The sequence below is a fragment of the Pseudomonas sp. LBUM920 genome (assembly GCF_003852315.1).
In the GTDB taxonomy this organism is placed as follows: Bacteria; Pseudomonadota; Gammaproteobacteria; order Pseudomonadales; family Pseudomonadaceae; genus Aquipseudomonas.
Map to the genome: position 1 here is coordinate 1,719,805 of NZ_CP027762.1, position 22,731 is coordinate 1,742,535.

General features: G+C 60.3%; 19 protein-coding genes. 13 read left to right on the plus strand and 6 right to left on the minus strand.

Annotated features, from left to right (window positions below; translation table 11 throughout):
* Positions 1-109 precede the first annotated feature (109 nt).
* A complete protein-coding gene (tusA, locus tag C4J83_RS07885; RefSeq protein ID WP_119739175.1) occupies positions 110-361 on the plus strand; it encodes a sulfurtransferase TusA in 252 nt (83 codons plus the stop codon).
* On the opposite strand, the gene C4J83_RS07890 is transcribed toward tusA, so the two are convergent.
* The gene (locus tag C4J83_RS07890) at positions 358-1,740 is read right to left on the minus strand and encodes an MATE family efflux transporter (protein WP_124416710.1); all 1,383 of its coding nucleotides are present in this window, start codon (positions 1,738-1,740) and stop codon (positions 358-360) included. The genes tusA and C4J83_RS07890 overlap by 4 nt on opposite strands.
* 301 nt (positions 1,741-2,041) lie before the next feature.
* On the opposite strand from C4J83_RS07890, the gene pdxB reads away from it, so the two are divergent.
* Positions 2,042-3,184: a 4-phosphoerythronate dehydrogenase PdxB gene (gene pdxB / locus C4J83_RS07900; RefSeq protein WP_124416712.1), complete on the plus strand. Its 1,143-nt coding sequence runs from the start codon at positions 2,042-2,044 to the stop codon at positions 3,182-3,184.
* 85 nt (positions 3,185-3,269) lie between these two features.
* Here the strand turns inward: pdxB and C4J83_RS30440 are convergent, their stop codons facing one another.
* Positions 3,270-3,443 carry a PA1571 family protein gene (locus C4J83_RS30440; protein ID WP_027604248.1) on the minus strand — a complete coding sequence of 58 codons (174 nt, stop codon included), beginning with the start codon at positions 3,441-3,443 and terminating at the stop codon, positions 3,270-3,272.
* A gap of 258 nt (positions 3,444-3,701) precedes the next feature.
* On the opposite strand from C4J83_RS30440, the gene C4J83_RS07905 reads away from it, so the two are divergent.
* A complete protein-coding gene (locus C4J83_RS07905; RefSeq protein WP_164487914.1) occupies positions 3,702-5,489 on the plus strand; it encodes an ABC transporter transmembrane domain-containing protein in 1,788 nt (595 codons plus the stop codon).
* Positions 5,490-5,839: 350 nt separating this feature from the next.
* Here the strand turns inward: C4J83_RS07905 and C4J83_RS07910 are convergent, their stop codons facing one another.
* A complete protein-coding gene (locus C4J83_RS07910; RefSeq protein WP_106576941.1) occupies positions 5,840-7,768 on the minus strand; it encodes a transglycosylase SLT domain-containing protein in 1,929 nt (642 codons plus the stop codon).
* 213 nt (positions 7,769-7,981) lie between these two features.
* Between C4J83_RS07910 and C4J83_RS07915 the strand changes: the two genes are divergently transcribed.
* Entirely contained in the window at positions 7,982-9,904 is a 1,923-nt protein-coding gene (locus tag C4J83_RS07915; protein ID WP_124416714.1) for an ATP-binding cassette domain-containing protein, read from the plus strand.
* A gap of 184 nt (positions 9,905-10,088) precedes the next feature.
* Here C4J83_RS07915 and C4J83_RS07920 read toward each other — a convergent pair whose 3' ends face one another.
* Complete coding sequence (locus C4J83_RS07920; RefSeq protein ID WP_106576939.1) at positions 10,089-10,541, minus strand: universal stress protein; 453 nt, start codon at positions 10,539-10,541, stop codon at positions 10,089-10,091.
* A gap of 105 nt (positions 10,542-10,646) precedes the next feature.
* Here C4J83_RS07920 and C4J83_RS07925 point away from each other — a divergent pair, with 105 nt between their 5' ends.
* From C4J83_RS07925 to C4J83_RS07955, 7 genes are all read left to right on the plus strand, one after another.
* Positions 10,647-11,084, plus strand: a complete 438-nt coding sequence (locus C4J83_RS07925) for a hypothetical protein (protein ID WP_106576938.1) — start codon at positions 10,647-10,649, stop codon at positions 11,082-11,084.
* A gap of 495 nt (positions 11,085-11,579) precedes the next feature.
* Positions 11,580-13,727: a fatty acid oxidation complex subunit alpha FadB gene (fadB, locus tag C4J83_RS07930; protein ID WP_124416715.1), complete on the plus strand. Its 2,148-nt coding sequence runs from the start codon at positions 11,580-11,582 to the stop codon at positions 13,725-13,727.
* Between the two features lie 29 nt (positions 13,728-13,756).
* The gene (fadA, locus tag C4J83_RS07935; RefSeq protein WP_106576936.1) at positions 13,757-14,932 is read left to right on the plus strand and encodes an acetyl-CoA C-acyltransferase FadA; all 1,176 of its coding nucleotides are present in this window, start codon (positions 13,757-13,759) and stop codon (positions 14,930-14,932) included.
* 97 nt (positions 14,933-15,029) lie between these two features.
* Positions 15,030-15,266 carry a DUF1653 domain-containing protein gene (locus tag C4J83_RS07940; protein ID WP_021490990.1) on the plus strand — a complete coding sequence of 79 codons (237 nt, stop codon included), beginning with the start codon at positions 15,030-15,032 and terminating at the stop codon, positions 15,264-15,266.
* A 114-nt stretch (positions 15,267-15,380) separates the two neighbouring features.
* A complete protein-coding gene (topA, locus tag C4J83_RS07945) occupies positions 15,381-18,002 on the plus strand; it encodes a type I DNA topoisomerase (protein WP_119739192.1) in 2,622 nt (873 codons plus the stop codon).
* Positions 18,003-18,129: 127 nt separating this feature from the next.
* A complete protein-coding gene (locus tag C4J83_RS07950) occupies positions 18,130-18,651 on the plus strand; it encodes a DUF6586 family protein (protein ID WP_119739194.1) in 522 nt (173 codons plus the stop codon).
* 261 nt (positions 18,652-18,912) lie between these two features.
* Entirely contained in the window at positions 18,913-19,146 is a 234-nt protein-coding gene (locus C4J83_RS07955; protein WP_053255041.1) for a hypothetical protein, read from the plus strand.
* 300 nt (positions 19,147-19,446) lie between these two features.
* On the opposite strand, the gene sulA is transcribed toward C4J83_RS07955, so the two are convergent.
* Both sulA and lexA read right to left on the minus strand, forming a co-directional pair.
* On the minus strand, positions 19,447-19,920 hold the full coding sequence (gene sulA, locus C4J83_RS07960) for an SOS-induced cell division inhibitor SulA (RefSeq protein WP_106576933.1): 474 nt from the start codon (positions 19,918-19,920) through the stop codon (positions 19,447-19,449).
* A gap of 10 nt (positions 19,921-19,930) precedes the next feature.
* Positions 19,931-20,539, minus strand: coding sequence for a transcriptional repressor LexA (gene lexA / locus C4J83_RS07965; protein ID WP_017137423.1), 609 nt, complete (start codon positions 20,537-20,539; stop codon positions 19,931-19,933).
* A 263-nt stretch (positions 20,540-20,802) separates the two neighbouring features.
* Between lexA and C4J83_RS07970 the strand changes: the two genes are divergently transcribed.
* Positions 20,803-21,510 carry a TetR/AcrR family transcriptional regulator gene (locus C4J83_RS07970; RefSeq protein WP_053255043.1) on the plus strand — a complete coding sequence of 236 codons (708 nt, stop codon included), beginning with the start codon at positions 20,803-20,805 and terminating at the stop codon, positions 21,508-21,510.
* A gap of 144 nt (positions 21,511-21,654) precedes the next feature.
* The gene (nagZ, locus tag C4J83_RS07975; RefSeq protein ID WP_124416716.1) at positions 21,655-22,665 is read left to right on the plus strand and encodes a beta-N-acetylhexosaminidase; all 1,011 of its coding nucleotides are present in this window, start codon (positions 21,655-21,657) and stop codon (positions 22,663-22,665) included.
* The last annotated feature ends 66 nt before the right edge of the window (positions 22,666-22,731 follow it).

Consider the following 22,731-nt stretch of genomic DNA (forward strand, 5'->3'; position numbering starts at 1 on the left):
CGCTAAAGCGGTATAACCGTCGAAATTTATGTTGAATGTGCCCGCGTCTTCGCGAGCAAGTCGAACCGCCGCTCCCACATTTGAGCGGTGCACGTTTCAGGAGTGACGTATGAACCAGCCCCTCGAATTGCCGGCAGACGCCGTGCTCGACGCCACCGGCCTCAACTGCCCGGAGCCGGTGATGATGCTGCACCAGCACATCCGCGACTTGCCGCCCGGCGGCTTGCTCAAGGTGATTGCGACCGACCCGTCCACCCGCCGCGATATTCCCAAGTTCTGCGTGTTCCTTGACCACGAACTGGTGGATCAGCAGGAACAGGCCGGTACGTACCTGTACTGGATTCGCAAGAAGGCCGATTAAACCAGGCGAATCCGCCGGCGCGCGCTGCGTGTCAGGCGGATCACCAGCATCGCGGCGGCGCAGCTCAAGCCCACGATCAGTCCCTGCCACAAGCCACTGGGCCCACTGGCGGCGCCCAGCCAATCGGTCAGCCCCAGCGCGTAACCCACCGGCAACCCCACGCCCCAATACGCGAACAAGGTCAGCACCATGGTCACCCTTGTGTCCTGATAACCCCGCAGCGCGCCGGCGGCCGTGACCTGGATCGCGTCCGAAAACTGGAACAGCGCCGCAAACACGATCAGCATCGACGCCACGTGGATCACCGAGGGATCCGGGGTGTAGATCGTGGCAATTTGCTCGCGAAACAGCAGCATCAGGCTGCACGACAGGCACGCGTAGGTCAGTGCCGTGCCCATGCCGACTCCAGCAGCGAAACGCGCCTCACGCGGCTCGCCGCGGCCCAGGGCCTGGCCGACACGCACGGTCACGGCCATGCTCAGCGAGTAAGGGATCATGAACACCAGCGAACTGAAGTTCAGCGCGATCTGGTGTCCGGCCACTACGCTGGCGCCCAGGCTGCCGATCAGCAGGGCGATCACCGCAAAGATGCTCGATTCGGCAAACACCGCGATGCCAATCGGCAGGCCGATGCTCAGCACACGCTTGATCACCGACCATTGTGGCCAGTCGAAACGCTTGAACAACTCGCTGCTCTGATAGGCCGGTGCCCAGCGCGTCCACGCGGCCAGGCCGAGCATCATCACCCACATCACGATTGCCGTGGCCCAGCCGCAACCCACGCCGCCCATGGCCGGCACGCCGAAGTGGCCATAAATGAACACGTAGTTCAGCGGAATATTCAGCGCCAGCCCGCACAGGCCCATGACCATGCTCGGGCGCGTGCGGCCCAGGCCATCGCTGAAGCAGCGCAGCACGTAATACAGGGCGATGGCCGGCATGCCGGAGGCGATGCCGTGCAAGTAGGCCATGCACGGTTTGATCAGCTCGGGGTCGACATTCATCGCATGCAGGATCGGCTCGGCGCTGACCAGCATCAGCAGCGCGGTGAGCCCGACCACCACGGCCAGCCACAGCGATTGACGCACCAGCGGGCCGATCTCGGTGTAGTGGCCGGCGCCGAAGCGCTGGGCGACCTTGGGCGTGGTGGCCAGCAAGGTGCCGGTCATCAGCAGGTACACCGGAATCCAGATCGAGTTGCCCAGGGCCACCGCTGCCAGGTCTCGCGGGCTCACGCGCCCGGCCATCACCGCGTCGACGAAGCCCATGGCGGTGGTCGCGAGTTGGCCAATCATGATCGGCAGGGCCAGGGTCAGCAGGCTGCGCACCTCGCGGCTGACGCGGGCGGGGCGGGAGAGGGCGGTAGTGGCGGTGTTCACGTGCGAGTGTCCAGTAAAAGTATTGCAAAGGACGGCGAAGTCTACGCGCTGACGCAACGGTCAGGAAAAAACCTGTGTTAGCGATTTGTAAGCGCTCCTGCGCCAGCCGCGTTAATCCTGTGTGTGCTGGCTTGTGTGGGCGCTGGCTTGCCTGCGATGCAGACGCCTCGGTCCATCAGCTGTACCGAGGTGATGCTATCGCGGGCAAGCCCGGCGCCCACATAAGCACTGCCCACCTGGCATCTGCGGTGTTACACAGATCGCATCCCTGTACACTGCTGGTCCGCGAAAGGAGCCTGCCATGCTGATTGTTGCCGACGAAAATATCCCGCTGCTCGATGCATTCTTCGAAGGGTTTGGCGAGATTCGCCGGGTGCCCGGCCGGTCCATCGACCGCGCCACGGTCGAGCAGGCCGACGTGCTGCTGGTGCGCTCGGTGACCAACGTCAATCGCGCGTTGCTGGAAGGCACGCAGGTACGGTTTGTCGGCACTTGCACCATCGGCACCGACCATCTGGACCTGGATTACTTCAAGCAGGCCGGCATCACCTGGTCCAGCGCGCCGGGCTGCAATGCGCGTGGCGTGGTGGACTATGTGCTGGGCAGCCTGCAGACCCTGGCCGAAATCGAAGGCGCTGACCTCAATCAGCGCACCTATGGCGTTGTGGGTGCCGGTGAAGTCGGCGGGCGGTTGGTCAAGGTGCTCAAGGGCCTGGGCTGGAACGTGCTGGTGTGTGACCCGCCGCGCCAGATCGCTGAAGACGGCGAGTACGTCAGCCTCGAACAGATCATCCAGCAGTGCGACGTCATCAGCCTGCACACGCCGCTGACCAAGTCCGGCAACGGCTCCACCTGGCATTTGTTTGACCGCGAGCGCCTCAACCGCCTCAGGCCTGGCGCCTGGCTGATCAATGCCAGCCGTGGTCCGGTGTTGGATAACGCGGCCCTGCGCGAAGTGTTGCTGGCGCGCGAGGACCTGCAGGCCGTGCTGGACGTGTGGGAGGGTGAGCCGGAAGTGGACGCCGACCTGGCTGACCTGTGTGTGCTGGCCACTCCGCATATCGCCGGGTACAGCCTCGACGGCAAGCAGCGCGGCACTGCACAGATTTATCAGGCGTTCTGCGCCCATCTGGGCCAGGCGCCGAGCATCCAGCTAAGCGATCTGCTGCCGCAGCCCTGGCTGGCCGAGGTGCACTTGAACGCTTCGACCGACCCGGCCTGGGCGTTGGCGACCTTGTGCCGCAGCGTGTACGACCCGCGCCGTGATGACGCGGATTTTCGCCGTAGCCTCGTAGGCTCTGTGGACGAGCAACGCAAGGCGTTCGACCTGCTGCGCAAGCATTATCCGCAGCGCCGTGAGATTGACGGCTTGAAGGTGCGAATCAATGGCGACTCTGCCGCGCTGTCGGCGATCGTCACCGCCCTGGGCGCCGAACTGCTTTAACGCAACGCGCCGGTAAGGGGCGTGCGCATACGCAAGGCATAAAAAACCCGGCCACAGGGGCCGGGTTTGAAAGAGCTCGGGCGTATCAGCCTTGCTGCGCAGGCTTGACCAGGCGCTGTTCCAGTTCGCGGCACGCTTGCTGGATCATCTCTTCGGTAATCTGCACTTCGCGGCCTTGAGCGTCGATCACGGAGCAAGGCAGATGCTGCGGTTGGCGGATTACTTCAATCTTGGCATCGCTGCTGTTTTGCAAGGTCATGGCCTGTCTCCTCATCAGGTTGTGTACCTACTGTGTTTCTTACATTAAGCCCCCCGCGTGACCAAGCTATTACAACTCCTTACAAAGTCACCGGTTCGAACAACCAGTCCACCAGAAAGCGATACAAATTTCCAGATGGGGGTTAGACCGATAACCTCTAGGGATCAGCATCGGCGGGCATAATTAACCTGACTCATTGTTATTTACTCAAGTTCCCCCAATGTTGTGGTGTAGATACTTATCTCCCCTGCGCAGGTGATGCCCTCCATGTTCTCAGTCCGTCAACGCCGTGCGATCCGCTTGGCCAGCCGCTTTATCGCGCCCTACCGTTGGCAGGCGCTGGGTGCCTTGCTGGCGCTGATCGTCACGGCAGGCATCACCTTGTCCATGGGGCAGGGCATTCGCCTGCTGGTCGACCAGGGTTTTATGACGCAGTCGCCGCACCTGCTCAACCAATCCATTGGCCTGTTCATGATTCTGGTGCTGGGCCTGGCCGTGGGTACGTTTGCGCGGTTTTACCTGGTGTCGTGGATCGGCGAGCGGGTGGTGGCGGATATTCGCCGGCAAGTGTTCAACCATTTGATCTACCTGCACCCCGGCTTTTACGAAAACAATCGCAGCTCGGAAATCCAGTCGCGGTTGACCACCGACACCACCTTGTTGCAATCGGTGATCGGCTCCTCGCTGTCGCTGTTCCTGCGCAACGCCCTGATGGTCATCGGCGGCATCGTGCTGCTGTTTGTCACCAACCCCAAGCTCACCAGTATCGTGGTGATCGCGCTGCCGCTGGTGCTGGCGCCGATCCTGATTTTCGGCCGGCGTGTGCGCAGCCTCTCGCGCCTGAGCCAGGACCGTATCGCTGACGTCGGCAGTTATGTGTCCGAGACCCTCGGCCAGATCAAGACCGTGCAGGCCTACAACCATCAGGTCCAGGACGAGCAGCGTTTTGCCGTCACCGTGGAGGAGGCCTTTGCCACCGCGCGCAAACGGATCGTGCAACGCGCCTGGCTGATTACGCTGGTGATCATGCTGGTGCTCGGCGCCGTTGGCGTGATGCTGTGGGTCGGCGGGATGGACGTGATTGGCGGACGCATTTCCGGCGGTGAGCTGGCCGCGTTCGTGTTTTACAGCCTGATCGTCGGCAGTGCGGTCGGCACGTTGAGCGAAGTACTTGGCGAACTGCAACGCGCCGCCGGTGCTGCCGAGCGGATTGGCGAGTTGTTGCAGTCGAGCAATGAAATTCAGGCGCCAGCCGATGGCACCTTACGGTTGCCGGAGCGCGTCAGCGGCCGCATGGAACTGCAAGACCTGCGCTTTTCCTACCCGTCGCGCCCGGACAGCTATGCCATCGATGGTTTGAGCCTGACCATTAATCCCGGCGAAACCCTGGCACTGGTCGGGCCGTCCGGCGCCGGTAAATCCACGATCTTCGACCTGCTGCTGCGTTTTTATGACCCCCAGCACGGCCGCATTCTGCTCGAAGGCCACGCGCTGACCGCGCTCGACCCGATGGACCTGCGCCGCCACTTCGCATTGGTGTCCCAAAGCCCGGCGCTGTTTTTCGGCAGCGTCGAAGAAAACATCCGCTACGGCAACCCGTCCGCCACCACCGCGCAGGTCGAGGCTGCGGCGCGCATCGCCCATGCCCACGACTTCATCCTGCAAATGCCCCAGGGTTATCAGACTCACCTTGGCGACGGCGGCATGGGCCTCTCCGGCGGCCAGCGCCAACGCCTGGCCATCGCCCGTGCGTTGTTGGTGGACGCGCCGATCCTGCTGTTGGACGAAGCCACCAGCGCACTGGATGCCCAGAGCGAGCATTTGATTCAGCAGGCATTGCCGCAACTGATGCAGGGCCGCACCACGTTGGTGATTGCGCATCGATTGGCAACGGTGAAAAACGCCGACCGCATTGCGGTGATGGACCAGGGCAAGCTGGTGGCGGTGGGCACGCATCAGCAACTGATCGCGAGCAATCCTTTGTATGCGCGGTTGGCGGCGTTGCAGTTCAATGATGGTGATGAGGTCGCGAAAAGCGAGGCATAGCCGGCCTGCGTTGCGCTGTTCCTGTGGTGAGCAGGCCTGTTGTGGCTAGCAGGCCGGATGTGGCGAGCGGGCTTGGTGTGGCAAGTAGGCTTGTTGTGGTGAGCAAGCTTGTTGTGGCAAGTAGGCATGTTGTGGCGAGCGGGCTTGCCCCGCGTTGGGCTGCGTAGCAGCCCCAAAACCTGTCTACCCGGTTTGAGCGGTTATGCCGAGGCGCCTGGATGGGGAGCGCTTCGCACTCCAGCGCAGGGCAAGCCTGCTCGCCACAACAGGCCTGCTCTCCACACTAAGACTGCTCTGCACAACAAGCCCCGCACCAGAAAAAACCACCACAGGCTCTTCGTCAGTCAACCTTACTGATCGTCAAAATACCGCTCATGCCAATCCACCAACGGCTGCGGTGAGTTGAGCTTTTGCCCGTAGATCACCGAATAAGACAGCACGTTCTGCACGTACTGGCGGGTTTCGTCGAACGGGATGCTTTCCACCCACACATCAAAACTCAGGTGATCAGCACCGCGCAGCCATTGGCGTACACGCCCTGGGCCAGCGTTGTAGGCGGCGGAGGCAAGCACGCGGTTGCCGTTGAACTGGCTGTGCACCTGGCTCAGGTAGGCGGCGCCAAGCTGGATGTTTTTGTCCGGGTCCAGCACCTGGGCCGGGGAGGCCAGTGGGATGCTGAACTTGCGTGCGGTTTCCTTGGCGGTGCCGGGCATCAGTTGCATCAGGCCGCTGGCGCCGACGCCGGAGCGCGCGTCGTCCATGAAGGCACTTTCCTGGCGGGTAATGGCAAACACCCAGCTGGAATGCAGGCCACGCACCTTGGCTTCGCGCACCAAGGTGTCACGGTGGGCCATCGGGAAGCGGATATCCAGGTCATCCCAGTACTGGGCCTGGCTGATGGTGCGGATGGCCGGGAAGTACCACTTCATGTCGTAGGCCAGCTTGGCCTGGGCGACCATTTCATCGCGATTGAAGTGGCGGCTGACGTGGTACCACTCGCGGCGGCCATCGACAATCTGGCCACGTGCATAGAACTCCAGCGCGCGGCGTACGCCGGGCGTGTTACGGACCTTGTTGACCAGCGCCTGGCTCATCACCAGCGGCTTGTTTTTCAGCTGATACGGCGCCTTGGAGCGGTCGGCGGCAAGGAAACCGTAGAAATCCCGTTCTTGTGCAAGGTTTTTGTACAGCACCAGCGGCTGCGGGTTTTTCGGCTCGGCCAGCTCCAGGCTGCGCGCTTGCCAGTAACGCCAGCGGTTGGTGGTCGCCAGGTCTTGTGGGAGCTTGCGGGTCAACTGGTAGGCATCTTCCCAGCGTGCCAGACGCAGCAGCAGGCGCAGGCGCCATTCGGAGACGGTGTTGTCACGCAGCTCGGGGTCGTATTTGGTCATCACGTCCAGCGCGCGCGGGTCGTAGCGGCGTGCCAGGGTCAAGCCGATTTCGCGGGCGATCGACACTTTTTCGTCACGCGAGAAGTGCATGCTGCTGGCGTAGCCGTCGAGCAGCGCCATGGCCTTGTCCGGGTCCTGGCGGGCCAGGCGGCGCAGGCCCAGGCCGACGGCGTCAGACATGGCCTCGTTGGCCGGCAGGAAGCGTGACGGGTCGCTGAGCATGTCCGGCTTTTGCGCCACGTCGACCATCAGCCGGCCTTGGGCGCCAAGGGTCGGCAGGGTTTTCACCAGGCTGTTGGCCAGCGCGTAGTTGCGTGCTTCGGCGGCGAGCTTGGCGCGGTCCCAGATTTTCTGTTCAGTGAGTTGGCCATCGGCGGCCCACTGGCCGAACGTGGCGTCACACGCGGCGGGTTGGGATTTGCCGGTCAGCCAGAGTTTTTCGGTGGTCTTGTAGCCTTCGGCTTTCAAGTTATGGGTGAGCTGGTACTGACCATGCAGGCAGTCCAGTTCGACGAAATTGAGTTTGGCGTCGTAGTACTTTTCAAACGTCTGCCAGTCGCCACGGTCGGCCAGCCAGCGCAACCAGCGCAGCTTCATCCAGTTGGCCTGGGGCAGGTCACCGTTTTTAGCGAGGAACTGTTCGATTTCCTCGTTGCTCGCGGTTTTCAGGCGCGCGGTCAGCTCGTCATAGGCCAGGTACGGCGTGAGCGGGTAGTCGGCCAGGGCCTGGCTGTATTGCATGTACGGCCCGCTGTCGCCTTTGGCGAGGGCGCGTTTGGCTTCATCGTAATATTGACGTTGGGTGGTGAGGTCCACGGCCTGGGCGGATTGAACGGCGGTGGCGGAAAGAAGCAGACAAGATAAAAAGTTGAAAAGGCGACTGCGCATGAGACGTCCGTGCAGAGAAATCACGACTAGCACCGGCACCGCCGACACTGATTGCCCCTAGCTTAGCCTTTTGCCAGCGACCGGCGAAAGCTTTGCCGGCCGGCTGGCTGAAGTTCATCGTAAATGTCCTGCAGAACGTGTCGACAGCGAAAATGCCGACCGCATCCCACCTTCAAGTCAGGTAGAATGCGCGCCCAGTTTTTGGAGAAGCGTATGACCCTGCTCAAATTCAGCGATGTGTCCCTTGCTTTCGGCGCTATGCCGTTGTTGGACAAGGTGTCCTGGCAGATCGCCCGTGGTGAGCGGGTGTGCATCATCGGCCGCAACGGCACCGGCAAGTCCAGCATGATGAAGCTGGTTAAAGGCGATCAGAAGCCCGATGACGGCTCTGTTTGGCGTGCCCCGGGCCTGAAGATCGGCGAATTGCCGCAAGAATTGCCGGTGGCCGACGGACGGACAGTGTTCGACGTGGTTGCCGAAGGCCTGGACGGCGTTGGCGAGTTGCTCGCGCAATACCATCACCTGGCGCAGAACTGCGTCACCGAAGAGGACCTGGACAAGCTGATGCACGTCCAGCAAGACCTCGAAGCCCGTGACGGCTGGCGCTTGCAGCAACTGGTCGACAGTACCCTGAGCCGCCTGCAGCTGCCGGCCGACAAGACCCTCGCCGAGTTGTCCGGCGGCTGGCGTCGTCGCGTGCTGCTGGCCCAGGCGCTGGTGTCCGAGCCGGATTTGTTGCTGCTCGACGAACCCACCAACCACTTGGACATCGGCGCAATCGCCTGGCTGGAAGAAGCCCTCAAGGATTTCCAGGGCGCCGTGCTGTTCATCACGCACGACCGTTCCTTCCTGCAGAATCTGGCCACGCGCATCCTCGAGCTGGACCGTGGCGGCCTGATCGACTGGAACGGCGACTACGCCAGTTTCCTGGTGCACAAGGAAGCCGCACTGTCCGCTGAAGAAACCGCCAACGCGCTGTTCGACAAAAAGCTGGCCCAGGAAGAAGTCTGGATCCGCCAGGGCATCAAGGCCCGTCGCACCCGTAACGAAGGCCGCGTACGCGCCTTGAAAGCCCTGCGTGTTGAGCGCAGCGAGCGCCGTGAACGCACCGGCAAGGCCAATATCCAGCTGGATACCGCCGACAAGTCGGGCAAGCAGGTGATGGTGCTGGAGAACGTCAGCTTCCATCACCCGGACGGCCCGTTCCTGATCAAGGACTTCTCGATGGTGCTGCAGCGCGGCGACCGCATCGGCCTGCTGGGCGCCAACGGCACCGGCAAGACCACCTTGCTCAAGCTGATGCTCAATGGTCTGCAACCGACCAGCGGCACGGTGGAAGAGGGTACGCGCATCGACGTGGCCTATTTCGACCAGTTGCGCCATCAGTTGGACCTGGAAAAAACCGTGATCGACAACGTCGCCGAAGGCCGCGACTTTATCGACATCGACGGCCAGAGCCGCCACGTGCTGAGCTACCTGGGCGACTTCCTGTTCAGCCCGCAACGCGCACGTACGCCGGTGAAAGCCTTGTCCGGTGGTGAGCGTGCGCGCCTGCTGCTGGCCAAGCTGTTCAGCAAGCCGGCCAACCTGCTGGTGCTCGACGAACCGACCAACGACCTCGACGTGGAAACCCTCGAACTGCTGGAAGAGGTCTTGCTGACCTTCAACGGCACCGTGCTGATGGTCAGCCACGACCGGGCATTCCTCGACAACGTGGTCACCAGCACCCTGGTCTTCGAAGGCGAAGGCAAAGTGCGTGAATACGTCGGTGGTTATCAGGACTGGCTGCGTCAGGGCGGCTCGCCGCGCCTGCTGGGCGTGACCGAGAGCAAGTCCGGCAAGGCCGACCTGACCTCCGCCGTCGTTGCGCCAGTTGCGGGCGCTGCTGCTCCGGCCCAGGACGCTGCACCGTCGACCAAGAAAAAGCTCAGCTACAAGCTGCAACGTGAGCTGGAAGCCTTGCCGGGCGATATCGACGCCAAGGAACAGCAGATTGCCGCAGTAGAAGCAGAAATGGCGGACGCGGGTTTCTACCTGCGTCCGGCGGCGGAAACGGCCAAGGTCATTGCTTCCCTGGAAACGTTGAACCACGAGCTGGAAGTGTTGGTTGAGCGTTGGGCCGAGCTGGATGCCTGATTGATTCAAGCGCACTAAAAAAGCCCGGCGCCCATTTGTATGAACGCCGGGCTTTTTATATGGAGTGCGATTAGAAATGTGGGAGCGGGCTTGCTCGCGAAATCGGTACATCAGTCGCCGGATGCGTCAACTGACAGAATGCTTTCGCGAGCAAACCCGCTCCCACAGTTGGTTAGCGCCGTGCTTACGTATTTTTGACCAGTTTTACTGCCAGCACATCGCACGGCGCGCCGTGCAGTACGTCATTGGCAGTCGAGCCCAGCAGCAGCGCCAGGCCATGACGGCCGTGGCTGCCGACCACGATCAGGTCACAGCCCTGTTCCTTGGCCAGGTGGTGGATTTCCTGACGAGGCTGGCCGTAGGTGAGGTGGGAATTTTCCTTGGTTACTTCCGGGTACTTGAGGATCAACCGGTCCAGGCGCTCTTTGGCCTGGTCAAATTGTTGTTGCTGCAACTGGGAAAGGTCCATGGGCACGTCGCCACCAAACGCCATGGCCATAGGCTCGACAATATGCACGAGTGACAGCTTGGCGCCGTTGGCGATTGCTGAAGCCTGCGCGCGCTTGATCACTGGGTCGCACTCTTCGGTCAGATCGACAGCGACCAGGATATGTTTGTAGGAGTGTTCGTTGGGCATGGCGCGTTCCTCCAGGGGACTGCAATAAGTTCAGTATGGCTGCTTTCAAGCGGATGGGGTTGCGTCAGGTCAAATCCGCTCATCTAGAAATTCGGGAGTACACATATGACGGTCTGGATAGTGGTGTCAATCCTTCTCGTGGTGCTGAGCCCTCTGGCATGGTTGCGTCCCTCGCGCCATCAGAGTGGGCGCATGGCCCTGCGCATGGAGGCGCGCCGCATCGGCCTGGCCATGCAATTGGCGCCGCAAGACTGGCCGTACTGGCTCAAGCACGAGCCGCCAAGCCCTTGCGCGCAGTACTGCCGACCGCGCCGCGCAAGTGCGCCCGCCCTCTGGTGTTACTGGCAGCTGGAGCCCGGGGTTTGGGTCAATCAGTGGCGCGAAGTGTGCGTCGATGAAACGTTGTTGGCGCATTTTGCGACCCTGCCGGATAACGTCTACAAGGTCGAGGCGGACAAACAAATGATCGCCCTGTACTGGGGCGAGAAGGGCGAGGCGAGCGTGTTGAAGGATATTGATGCGTTGCTCAAGGCCCTGGCTTGATGCCTGCCGAATAAAACCCAGGCAATAAAAAGCCCGACATCATCATCGGGCTGGAGTTGGCCAGGCAGGCCGGTAAATCTGTAACGCATGCGTCGGATGTTCATCCAGGCGCATTAAGGTTGTCGCTAGCCTAGCGGCATATCCTGTTCTGTACAGCCTTTTCCCACATAATTTCCGTTATTGATTTCGTGAATAGTCGAATATTGGCGCGGCGTAAGGCGTGGGCCTGGGTTCTGAACTGACTGGAAAGTCGCGTTTTTCCTAGCCTTTCGAGCGATTGACAATTGCCCGGAATTGGATGAAGGTGACGTACCCAAATCAAACGGGCGTATGAATTGAGCGTTTGTCTGTCAGACCGCTCATACAGAACCCCGACTAGCGCGTTGGCGGGTGTGCCTGGCGGATTGGCATGAGCATTGACCCAATAATCAATGTCCAACCAGAGGCCAGCGTCCAATGTGTACTGTTCAGCTTCCATATCGTGGAGATCAGTTGATGATTTACGAAGGTAAAGCCATCACGGTTAAGGCTCTTGAAAGTGGCATCGTCGAATTGAAATTCGACCTCAAGGGTGAGTCCGTCAACAAGTTCAACCGTCTAACCCTGAACGAACTGCGTCAGGCCGTAGACACCATCAAAGCAGATGCTTCGGTCAAGGGCGTGATCGTCTCCAGCGGCAAGGACGTGTTTATCGTCGGCGCTGACATCACCGAATTCGTCGACAACTTCAAGCTGCCCGATGCCGAGCTGGTGGCTGGCAACCTCGAAGCCAACAAGATTTTCAGCGATTTCGAAGACCTCAACGTGCCAACCGTCGCCGCGATCAATGGCATCGCGTTGGGCGGCGGTCTGGAAATGTGCCTGGCCGCAGACTTCCGTGTCATGTCGGCCACCGCCAAAATCGGCCTGCCTGAAGTCAAACTGGGCATCTACCCAGGTTTTGGCGGCACCGTGCGCCTGCCGCGCATCATCGGTGCCGACAACGCCATCGAGTGGATTGCCGCCGGCAAGGAAAACAAAGCAGAAGACGCGCTGAAAGTCGGTGCCGTCGATGCTGTGGTTGCCCCGGACAAACTCGCCGAAGCTGCACTGAACCTGATCAAAGGCGCCATCAGCGGCGAATTTGACTACAAGGCCAAGCGTCAGCCGAAGCTTGAAAAACTCAAGCTCAACGCCATCGAACAAATGATGTCGTTCGAAACCGCCAAAGGTTTCGTGGCAGGCCAGGCCGGCCCGAACTACCCGGCACCGGTTGAAGCGATCAAGACCATCCAGAAGGCCGCGAATTTCGGTCGCGACAAAGCCCTGGAAGTGGAAGCTGCAGGTTTCGTCAAACTGGCGAAAACCTCGGCAGCCCAGAGCCTGATCGGTCTGTTCCTTAACGATCAGGAACTGAAGAAAAAGGCCAAGGCCTACGACGAAATCGCCAAAGACGTGAAACAGGCTGCCGTACTCGGCGCCGGTATCATGGGCGGCGGTATCGCTTATCAGTCGGCCTCCAAAGGCACGCCGATCCTGATGAAAGACATCAACGAACACGGTATCGAGCAAGGCCTGGCGGAAGCCGCCAAGCTGCTGGTGGGCCGCGTTGATAAAGGTCGCATGACCGCAGCGAAGATGGCTGAAGTGCTTAACGGCATTCGTCCTACGCTGTCCTACGGCGATTTCGGCCACGTCGACCTGGTGGTCGAAGCGGTTGTCGAGAACCCGAAGGTCAAGCAAGCCGTACTGGCGGAAGTGGAAGCTCAGGTTAAAGAAGACACCATTCTGGCCTCGAACACTTCGACCATTTCCATCAGCTTGCTGGCCAAGGCCCTCAAGCGTCCGGAAAACTTCGTCGGCATGCACTTCTTCAACCCGGTGCACATGATGCCGCTGGTGGAAGTGATCCGTGGCGAGAAGTCCAGCGAGCTGGCGATTGCCACCACCGTTGCCTACGCCAAGAAAATGGGCAAGAACCCGATCGTCGTTAACGACTGCCCGGGCTTTTTGGTCAACCGCGTGCTGTTCCCGTACTTCGGCGGTTTCGCCAAGCTGGTCAGCGCCGGTGTGGACTTTGTGCGTATCGACAAGGTCATGGAAAAATTCGGCTGGCCAATGGGCCCGGCGTACCTGATGGACGTGGTCGGCATCGACACCGGCCACCACGGTCGTGACGTCATGGCTGAAGGCTTCCCGGACCGCATGAAAGACGACCGCCGTTCGGCGATCGACGCACTCTACGAAGCCAAGCGCCTGGGCCAGAAGAACGGCAAGGGCTTCTACGCCTACGAGGCCGACAAGAAGGGCAAGCAGAAGAAAGTGGCCGACCCTTCGGTTCACGAAGTACTCGCGCCGGTCATCTACGAGCAGCGTGAGGTGTCCGATGAGGACATCATCAACTGGATGATGATCGCCCTGTGCCTGGAAACCGTACGTTGCCTGGAAGACGGCATCGTTGAAACCGCCGCCGAAGCCGATATGGGCCTGGTGTACGGTATTGGTTTCCCTCCATTCCGTGGTGGTGCGCTGCGTTACATCGATTCGATCGGTGTGGCCGAGTTCGTTGCCCTGGCTGACAAATACGCTGATCTGGGCCCGCTGTACCACCCGACCGCGAAGCTGCGTGAAATGGCCAAAAATGGCCAGAGCTTCTTCGGTTAAGCGCCCAGACGAATAGAGCGAGAATATTTATGAGCTTGAATCCAAGAGACGTGGTGATTGTCGACTTCGGTCGCACACCGATGGGCCGCTCCAAGGGCGGCATGCACCGCAACACCCGCGCCGAAGACATGTCGGCGCACCTGATCAGCAAATTGCTGGAACGTAACGTTAAGGTCGACCCGAACGAAGTCGAAGACGTGATCTGGGGCTGTGTCAACCAGACCCTGGAGCAGGGTTGGAACATCGCGCGCATGGCGTCTTTGATGACCCAGATCCCGCACACCGCAGCCGGCCAGACCGTCAGCCGCCTGTGTGGCTCCTCGATGAGCGCGCTGCACACCGCCGCACAAGCGATCATGACCGGCAACGGCGATGTGTTCGTGGTCGGCGGCGTGGAGCACATGGGCCACGTCAGCATGATGCACGGCGTCGACCCTAACCCGCACATGTCGCTGTACGCGGCGAAAGCCTCGGGCATGATGGGCCTCACCGCAGAAATGCTCGGCAAAATGCACGGCATTACCCGCGAAGCCCAGGATGCATTCGGCCTGCGTTCCCACCAGTTGGCCCACAAGGCGACCGTGGAAGGCAAGTTCAAGGATGAAATCATCCCGATGAACGGCTATGACGAAAATGGTTTCCTGAAACTGTTCGACTACGACGAAACCATTCGTCCGGACACCACCCTGGAAAGCCTGGCAGCCTTGAAACCTGCCTTCAATCCAAAGGGCGGCACCGTGACAGCCGGTACTTCGTCGCAAATCACCGACGGTGCTTCGTGCATGATCGTGATGTCGGCGCAGCGTGCCCAGGACCTGGGTATCCAGCCGATGGCCGTGATCCGTTCGATGGCCGTGGCGGGTGTGGACCCGGCAATCATGGGCTATGGTCCAGTACCGGCCACACAAAAAGCCTTGAAGCGCGCGGGCCTGACCATCTCCGATATCGACTTCTTCGAGCTCAACGAAGCTTTCGCCGCACAGGCCCTGCCAGTGCTGAAAGATTTGAAAGTACTCGACAAGATGAACGAGAAGGTTAACCTGCACGGCGGTGCGATTGCCCTGGGCCACCCATTCGGTTGCTCCGGTGCACGTATTTCCGGCACTTTGCTTAACGTGATGAAGCAAAATGGCGGCAACCTTGGGGTTGCAACCATGTGCATTGGTCTCGGCCAAGGCATTTCCACCGTCTTCGAACGCGTCTAAGCGTTGCGTTGACGGAAGCCGGGGCCCAGTGCCCCGGTTTTTGTTTTTTGGAATTTTTAATATTTTTTTTCAACAAATTTTGTAAGAGGGCCAGAGCATGAAAGTCGAACCAGGGCTCTACCAACATTATAAGGGGCCGCAGTACCGCGTTTTTAACGTGGCGCGGCACTCCGAGACCGAAGAAGAAGTGGTGTTTTACCAAGCACTGTATGGCGATTACGGCTTTTGGGTGCGCCCATTGAGCATGTTCCTGGAGACCGTCGAAGTTGACGGCGAGCAGGTCCCGCGCTTTGCTTTGGTCCAGGCCGAACCCAGTCTTTTTTCAGGGCAATAACGGCAGGTCGCGCAGAATGCTGCGCTTGACCTCACCTTGTTGCCACTATATATAGCGTTGCCGCGACAGGCGCCAACTGCCTTTCACTTCTCGAATTCAGGAATTTTCCGATCCATGGGCAAATCGCTGGTCATTGTGGAATCCCCGGCTAAGGCCAAGACCATCAACAAGTACTTGGGCAACGAGTACGTGGTGAAGTCGAGTATCGGCCATATCCGAGACCTGCCCACCAGCGGTTCGGCTAGCGCCAGCAAGGAGCCTGCCGCCAAGCGCGGCAAGGCGGCTGCGGGCGAAGGTCCGGTGCTCACGCCTAAAGAGAAAGCGCGCAAGCAGCTGGTCTCGCGCATGGGTGTAGACCCGGAACATGGCTGGAAGGCCAAGTACGAGATCCTTCCCGGCAAGGAAAAGGTCATCGAAGAGCTGCGCCGGCTCGCCAAGGATGCTGACACCATCTATCTCGCAACCGACTTGGACCGCGAAGGGGAAGCCATTGCCTGGCACCTGCGCGAAGCCATCGGCGGTGATGACAGCCGCTACAAGCGTGTGGTGTTCAACGAAATCACCAAGAAAGCCATCCAGGAAGCCTTCTCCAAGCCGGGCGAACTGGACATCGACCGTGTAAACGCCCAACAGGCCCGTCGTTTTCTCGACCGCGTGGTGGGTTACATGGTCTCGCCACTGCTGTGGGCCAAGATTGCCCGTGGCCTGTCGGCCGGTCGTGTGCAATCGGTGGCGGTAAAGCTGGTGGTGGAGCGTGAGCGCGAGATTCGTGCGTTCAACCCTGAAGAGTACTGGGAAGTCCACGCTGACCTCGGCACCGCCAAGGGTGCCAATGTGCGCTTTGAAGTGGCCCGCGAGAAAGGCGAGGCCTTCAAGCCGCTGAACGAAGCCCAGGCCATGGCCGCGCTGGAGAAGCTCAAGGCTTCCAGCTACAGCATCGTCAAGCGTGAAGACAAACCGACCAGCAGCAAGCCGTCGGCGCCGTTCATCACGTCCACCCTGCAACAGGCCGCGAGTAACCGCCTGGGCTTTGGTGTGAAGAAAACCATGATGATGGCTCAGCGTCTGTATGAAGCTGGCTACATCACGTATATGCGTACCGACTCCACCAACCTGTCGCAAGACGCGGTGGCGATGGCGCGTACTTATATTGAAACCGAATTCGGCAAGAAGTACCTGCCGGAGAAGCCGAACGTCTACAGCAGCAAGGAAGGCGCACAGGAGGCTCACGAAGCGATTCGTCCTTCCGACGCCAACACCGAGCCAAGCAAGCTGACCGGCATGGAGCGCGACGCTGAGCGCCTTTACGAGCTGATCTGGCGCCAGTTCCTGGCCTGCCAGATGCTGCCGGCGCAATACCTGTCCACCACTGTCAGTGTCGGTGCTGGCGACTTCGAGCTGCGTGCCAAGGGCCGTATCCTCAAGTTCGACGGCTACACCCGCGTCATGCCGCAAATCGCCAAGCCTGGCGATGACGATGTGCTGCCGGACATGGCCCAGGGCGACACGTTGAAGCTGATCAAGCTCGACCCGTCCCAGCACTTCACCAAGCCGCCGGCGCGTTATTCGGAAGCCAGCCTGGTAAAAGAGATGGAAAAACGCGGTATCGGTCGTCCTTCGACCTACGCGGCGATCATTTCGACCATCCAGGACCGCGGCTACGTCGCGCTGCACAACCGTCGTTTCTACTCGGAAAAGATGGGCGACATCGTTACCGAGCGCCTGTCCGAGAGCTTCTCCAACCTGATGGACTACGGCTTCACCGCCGGCATGGAAGAGAACCTCGACGACGTGGCCCAGGGCGAGCGCGACTGGAAAAACGTACTGGATGAGTTCTACGGCGACTTCAAGAAGAAGCTCGAAGTGGCCGAAAGCCCTGAAAGCGGCATGCGTGCCAACCAGCCGGTGATGACTGACATCCCGTGCCTGACCTGCGGCCGTCCGATGCAGATTCGTACTGCGTCCACCGGCGTGTTCCTCGGTTGCTCGGGCTACAGCCTGCCGCCGAAAGAGCGCTGCAAGGCCACCGTCAACCTGGTGCCGGGTGATGAAATCGCTGCTGACGACGAGGGTGAATCCGAGTCGCTGGTATTGCGTGGCAAGCACCGTTGCCCGATCTGCAGCACGGCAATGGATGCCTACTTGCTCGACGAGAAGCACAAGTTGCACATCTGCGGTAACAACCCGGATTGCGACGGCTACGAAATCGAAGAGGGCAGCTACCGCATCAAGGGCTACGAAGGCCCGAGCCTGGAATGCGACAAGTGCGGCAGTGAGATGCAGCTCAAGACCGGCCGTTTCGGCAAGTTCTTCGGTTGCACCAACCCGACGTGCAAGAACACCCGCAAACTGCTGAAAAGCGGTGACGCGGCGCCGCCGAAGATGGACCCGGTGAAGATGCCTGAACTCAAGTGCGAGAAGGTCAACGACACCTACATTCTGCGTGACGGCGCCTCGGGGTTGTTCCTGGCGGCCAGCCAGTTCCCGAAAAACCGCGAGACCCGTGCGCCGCTGGTGCTGGAAATCGTACCGCACAAGGACGAGATCGATCCCAAGTACCACTTCCTGTGCGAAGCGCCGAAGAAGGATCCCGACGGTCGCCCGGCCGTGATCCGCTACAGCCGCAAAACCAAGGAGCAGTACGTGCAGACCGAAGTGGACGGCAAGCCTACGGGCTGGAAAGCGTTCTACGACGGCGGCAAGTGGAAGGTCGAGGACAAGCGCCAGGGCGCTTGATCGACTACGCTGCGAAATACAAAGGCCGCCTGCATGGGCGGCCTTTTTTTGCGCTTGCAGGAGTCTCGGCTGATCCGTGACACTGTTGAGCCAGCATCAGGCTTATTTCGTTGTGGAGACTGCCGTTATGGCCAACGAACTCTATACCCGTACCAATCAGAAAATTTACTTCGCGGGTTTGTCCCTGGAAGCCCTTGGCCGTGCCGAGGAAGGGAAGGAGATGAACGCCATCGCGCTGGTCCAGGCGGGGCGTGAGGCTGCATTGTTCCATCTCTACGGCGCCCTGTTGGGGCTGTGCCATGAAATCGCCGGGTTCTACCGTTTGCCCCAGGCCGGTTCGCCGCGTGCAGAACTGATCATGAACCGCGAAGTGCTGGAGAGCATGGCCATTCCTGAGCTGGCCGAGTTGGTGGAAATGGCCCAAAGCCCCGACAGCTGGGTGGCCCGCCTGCTCAAGGCACATGCCGACATGTTCCAGCCGCCACGTATTCCTCATGTGCCCAAGGGGGACGTGACGCAGCCGCTGATCGTCGCTGTTGCCCTGCAAGAGGATGAGCCCAAGCCGCTGAGTCGCGAAGAGCTGGAGAGCTGGCGCCAGGAGCTGAAGAAGATGGCGCTGCGGTTTCGCGAAGGCTTGAACGAGTGCTGAGACGGAGTCGCTGACTGAACACGGTCAAAAATGTGGGAGCGGGCTTGCTCGCGAAAACGGAGTGTCAGTCGACAGATTCATTACTGATCCGCCGCATTCGCGAGCAAGCCCGCTCCCACATTTGTACCGAGTTAGAGAGAAAGTCCGGTGCGGGGCTCAAAAGGCACCATTCATCAAGCCGTAGAGAAACCTGTTCAGATCCTCAGCGAGGCTGGGTGGATGACTGATATAATCCCGGCCTTTCGTGGAGAACAGACTTTTATGCCAACGTCCTTTCTGGAAATTGTTGAATTGCCTGACGGCCGAATCGAGCTGCGTCGGGCTGAGGACGAGGGTTCTCTGGTTATCTTGGATTTTTCCGAAGACGCAAAAGCATTCCTGCAAGGCCAGCACGTGGAAGTGGCGAAAGCCATGTTGAGCGTTGGTGTGCAGATGGCGGGTCGCCTGGCAGAAGGCGAACCGGAGAAGGACGACGGGCCGCGAGTTCTGCACTGAGTTTTGCAGTTAAGTGTGCTTTTCGTTGTAGGCGGTCTTGTTGCAGTGAGCAGGTCGCTGCAGTAAGCAGGCCTCTGAGGCGAGTCAGCTTGCTGTGGTGAGCGGGCTTGTTGTGGCGAGCGGGCTTGCCCCGCGTTGGGGCGCGAAGCGGCCCTTATGGATTAACGCGGTATATCAGGTATTCCACGGTGCTTGGTTATGGGGCTGCTCCGCAGCCCAACGCGGGGCAAGCCCGCTCGCTACAGAAGCCCGCGCGGCACAGATACCTATCTGTCACCTACGCAATCAGCTAGCTCCCTGTCACCCCAATCGAATATTTAAGCTCTGCGCATCGCCCGTCCGTGCGGCGCTGATCAGTTGTTGCTTGGCTGCAGTATTCAACGGGTTCAACCAGCTCACCACCGTATGGCTACGTCCCAGACGCAAGGCTTCGCAGGTCAACTGTTGGGCGCTTTGCGCGCCACGTGGTTGCAGCAACAGGATGCGCTCGCGGTTGAGGCCGGCGTCTCGCAGCCAGGCCTGGGTCAGGCTGGCAGGTGGAGCGATCAGCGTCAGCCAGCGTGCGTCCTGTTCCTCGCTCAGTTCACGCAGGATCGGCGCCAGCAGGCTCAGGCAGCTTCCAGCTGCACCGCGCAACGACAATTCACTGAACGCCTCAGGTTCGGAGCCCCACGGGGCCTCGACCGTTTCCTTGAGGATAGGCGCAAGGGGTTGAGCCATGAAGGCCTCGAACAGCGACAGTTGTGTGTGTTGTGGGGTGTGCACGAGCTGCATGGTGCCTCCTTTAGCGGCGAATGACGCCGACGCTCAAGCCTTCGATCACCAGATCCTGATCTTTCAGGTTCACTTCAATCGGGGCGAACTCAGGGTTTTCGGCCATCAGCCAGACCTTGCTGCCTTCGCGCTTGAAGCGTTTTACGGTGACTTCATCGCCGATACGCGCAACGACGATCTGGCCATTACGGGCTTCACGGGTGGTGTGGACGGCCAGTAGATCGCCGTCGAAAATGCCCACGTCCTTCATACTCATGCCGTGTACGCGCAACAGGTAGTCGGCGCGCGGATGGAAGAAGGTCGGGTTGATGTTGCAGGATTCCTCGACGTGCTGTTGCGCCAGAATCGGCGCACCGGCGGCGACGCGGCCAATGATCGGCAGGGTCGATTCGTCGGCCTTGGCTTCAAAGCCAGGGATGCGAATACCGCGAGAAGCCCCTGGGGTCATCTCGATCGCGCCTTTGCGAGCGAGGGCCTTGAGGTGTTCTTCAGCAGCGTTTGGGGATTTGAACCCCAGCTCCAGCGCAATTTCCGCTCGTGTCGGCGGGTAGCCGTTGTCATCGAGGCAGCGCTTGATAAAAGCCAGAATCTCAGCTTGGCGTGGCGTCAGTTTTAGCATGTTGATCGCTCTGTCTTTTTATACAGTGACTGGGATTATATACAGTGAACTGCGCTTGGCAATCATCCTTTTTGGGCACACCGCTGGACGGTCATTCGTCACCCTTCCTACAAGGCAGAGACAGCGCTGCCTACAGACCAGGAAGGATGTGATTAAATAGCGGTTAAATAGATGACTGCCCGGCCGGAAAACGGACTCGCAGGCTTGACAAGACACACCCTGAAACGTATGTTTCAAACAAGTGTTTGTCAGGCGGAGTAGCCATGGCCCAGTCGGAAACCGTTGAACGCATTCTCGATGCTGCCGAGCAATTGTTCGCGGAAAAAGGATTTGCTGAAACTTCATTGCGGCTGATCACCAGCAAGGCTGGGGTTAACCTGGCCGCAGTGAATTACCATTTCGGCTCGAAGAAAGCCCTGATCCAGGCGGTGTTTTCGCGCTTTCTGGGGCCGTTCTGCGCCAGCCTCGACCGTGAGCTGGAGCGCCGTCAGACCAAGCCTGAAAACAAGCCAAGCCTGGAAGACCTGCTGGAAATTCTGGTTGAGCAAGCGCTGGTGGTTCAACCGCGCAGCGGCAATGACCTGTCGATCTTCATGCGTTTGCTGGGCCTGGCGTTCAGCCAGAGCCAGGGCCACTTGCGGCGTTATCTGGAAGACATGTACGGCAAGGTGTTCCGCCGCTACATGTTGCTGGTCAACGAAGCCGCGCCGCGTATTCCGCCAATTGAACTGTTCTGGCGCGTGCACTTCATGCTCGGTGCTGCCGCATTCAGCATGTCCGGCATCAAAGCCTTGCGCGCAATTGCCGAGACCGATTTCGGCGTGAATACCTCCATTGAACAAGTGATGCGCCTGATGGTGCCGTTCCTTGCCGCCGGCATGCGCGCCGAAACCGGTGTGACCGACCAGGCCATGGCGGCCGCGCAGTTGCGCCCACGCAGTAAATCCACGCCGGCCGTCGCCAAGGCGTGATTGTCGCGGGTGTGCGCGGCCGCTTGCATCCGCTAAGCTAGCCGCCATGCCGATTTCAGCTATTTTCTCGCAACCCGTTGTGCTCACCGCGCTTATTGCGCCAGGTGAGGGCAACGGGTTGTGTGCGTTATTTAAGGAAGGTTTATGACTGCTGCCCTGCAAGGTTCTTTGATGGTTGATGTGGCCGGTACCTGGCTGACGGCCGAGGATCGTCACCTGTTGCGTCAGCCTGAAGTGGGCGGCCTGATCATTTTTGCACGCAATATCGAGCACCCACGCCAGGTGCGCGAGTTGAGCGCGGCGATCCGTGCCGTGCGCCCCGACCTGCTGCTGGCCGTGGACCAGGAAGGCGGGCGCGTGCAGCGCCTGCGCCAGGGCTTTGTGCGTCTACCGGCCATGCGTTTGTTGGCGGATAAGCCGAATGCCGAATACCTGGCCGAGCAGTGCGGCTGGATCATGGCCACTGAAGTACTGGCGATTGGCCTTGATTTGAGCTTCGCCCCGGTGCTGGACCTGGATTACCAGCGCAGCGCCGTGGTCGGCACCCGCTCGTTTGAAGGCGACCCCGAGCGCGCCGCCGTGCTTGCCGGTGCCTTCATTCGCGGCATGAACAACGCCGGCATGGCCGCCACCGGTAAACACTTCCCTGGCCACGGCTGGGCTGAGGCCGATTCCCACGTCGCCATTCCCAATGACGAGCGTAGCCTGGAACAGATTCGCGCCAATGACCTGGTGCCTTTCGCACGCCTGAGCAAGCAATTGGCAGCCGTCATGCCTGCGCACGTTATTTACCCGCAGGTGGATGCTCAACCCGCTGGCTTCTCGCGGCGCTGGTTGCAGGACATCCTGCGCGGCGAGTTGCAGTTCGATGGGGTGATTTTCAGTGATGACCTGTCCATGGCCGGGGCACATGTGGTCGGTGATGCGGCCAGCCGGATCGAAGCGGCGCTGACCGCCGGCTGCGACATGGGCTTGGTGTGCAACGACCGTGCGGCAGCTGAGCTTGCTCTCACCGCGGCGCAGCGGATGAAGGTCACGCCGTCTGCGCGAATTGCGCGGATGCGCGGGCAGGCGATTGCGTCGACGGACTATAAGCAGGACCCGCGGTGGCTGACGGCGCTTACTGCGTTGCGGGATGCTCAACTGATCGGCTGAACACCGTGGTGCGCCCATCGCAGGCAAGCCCGCTCCCACACTTGAATGTATTCACACATCAAAATG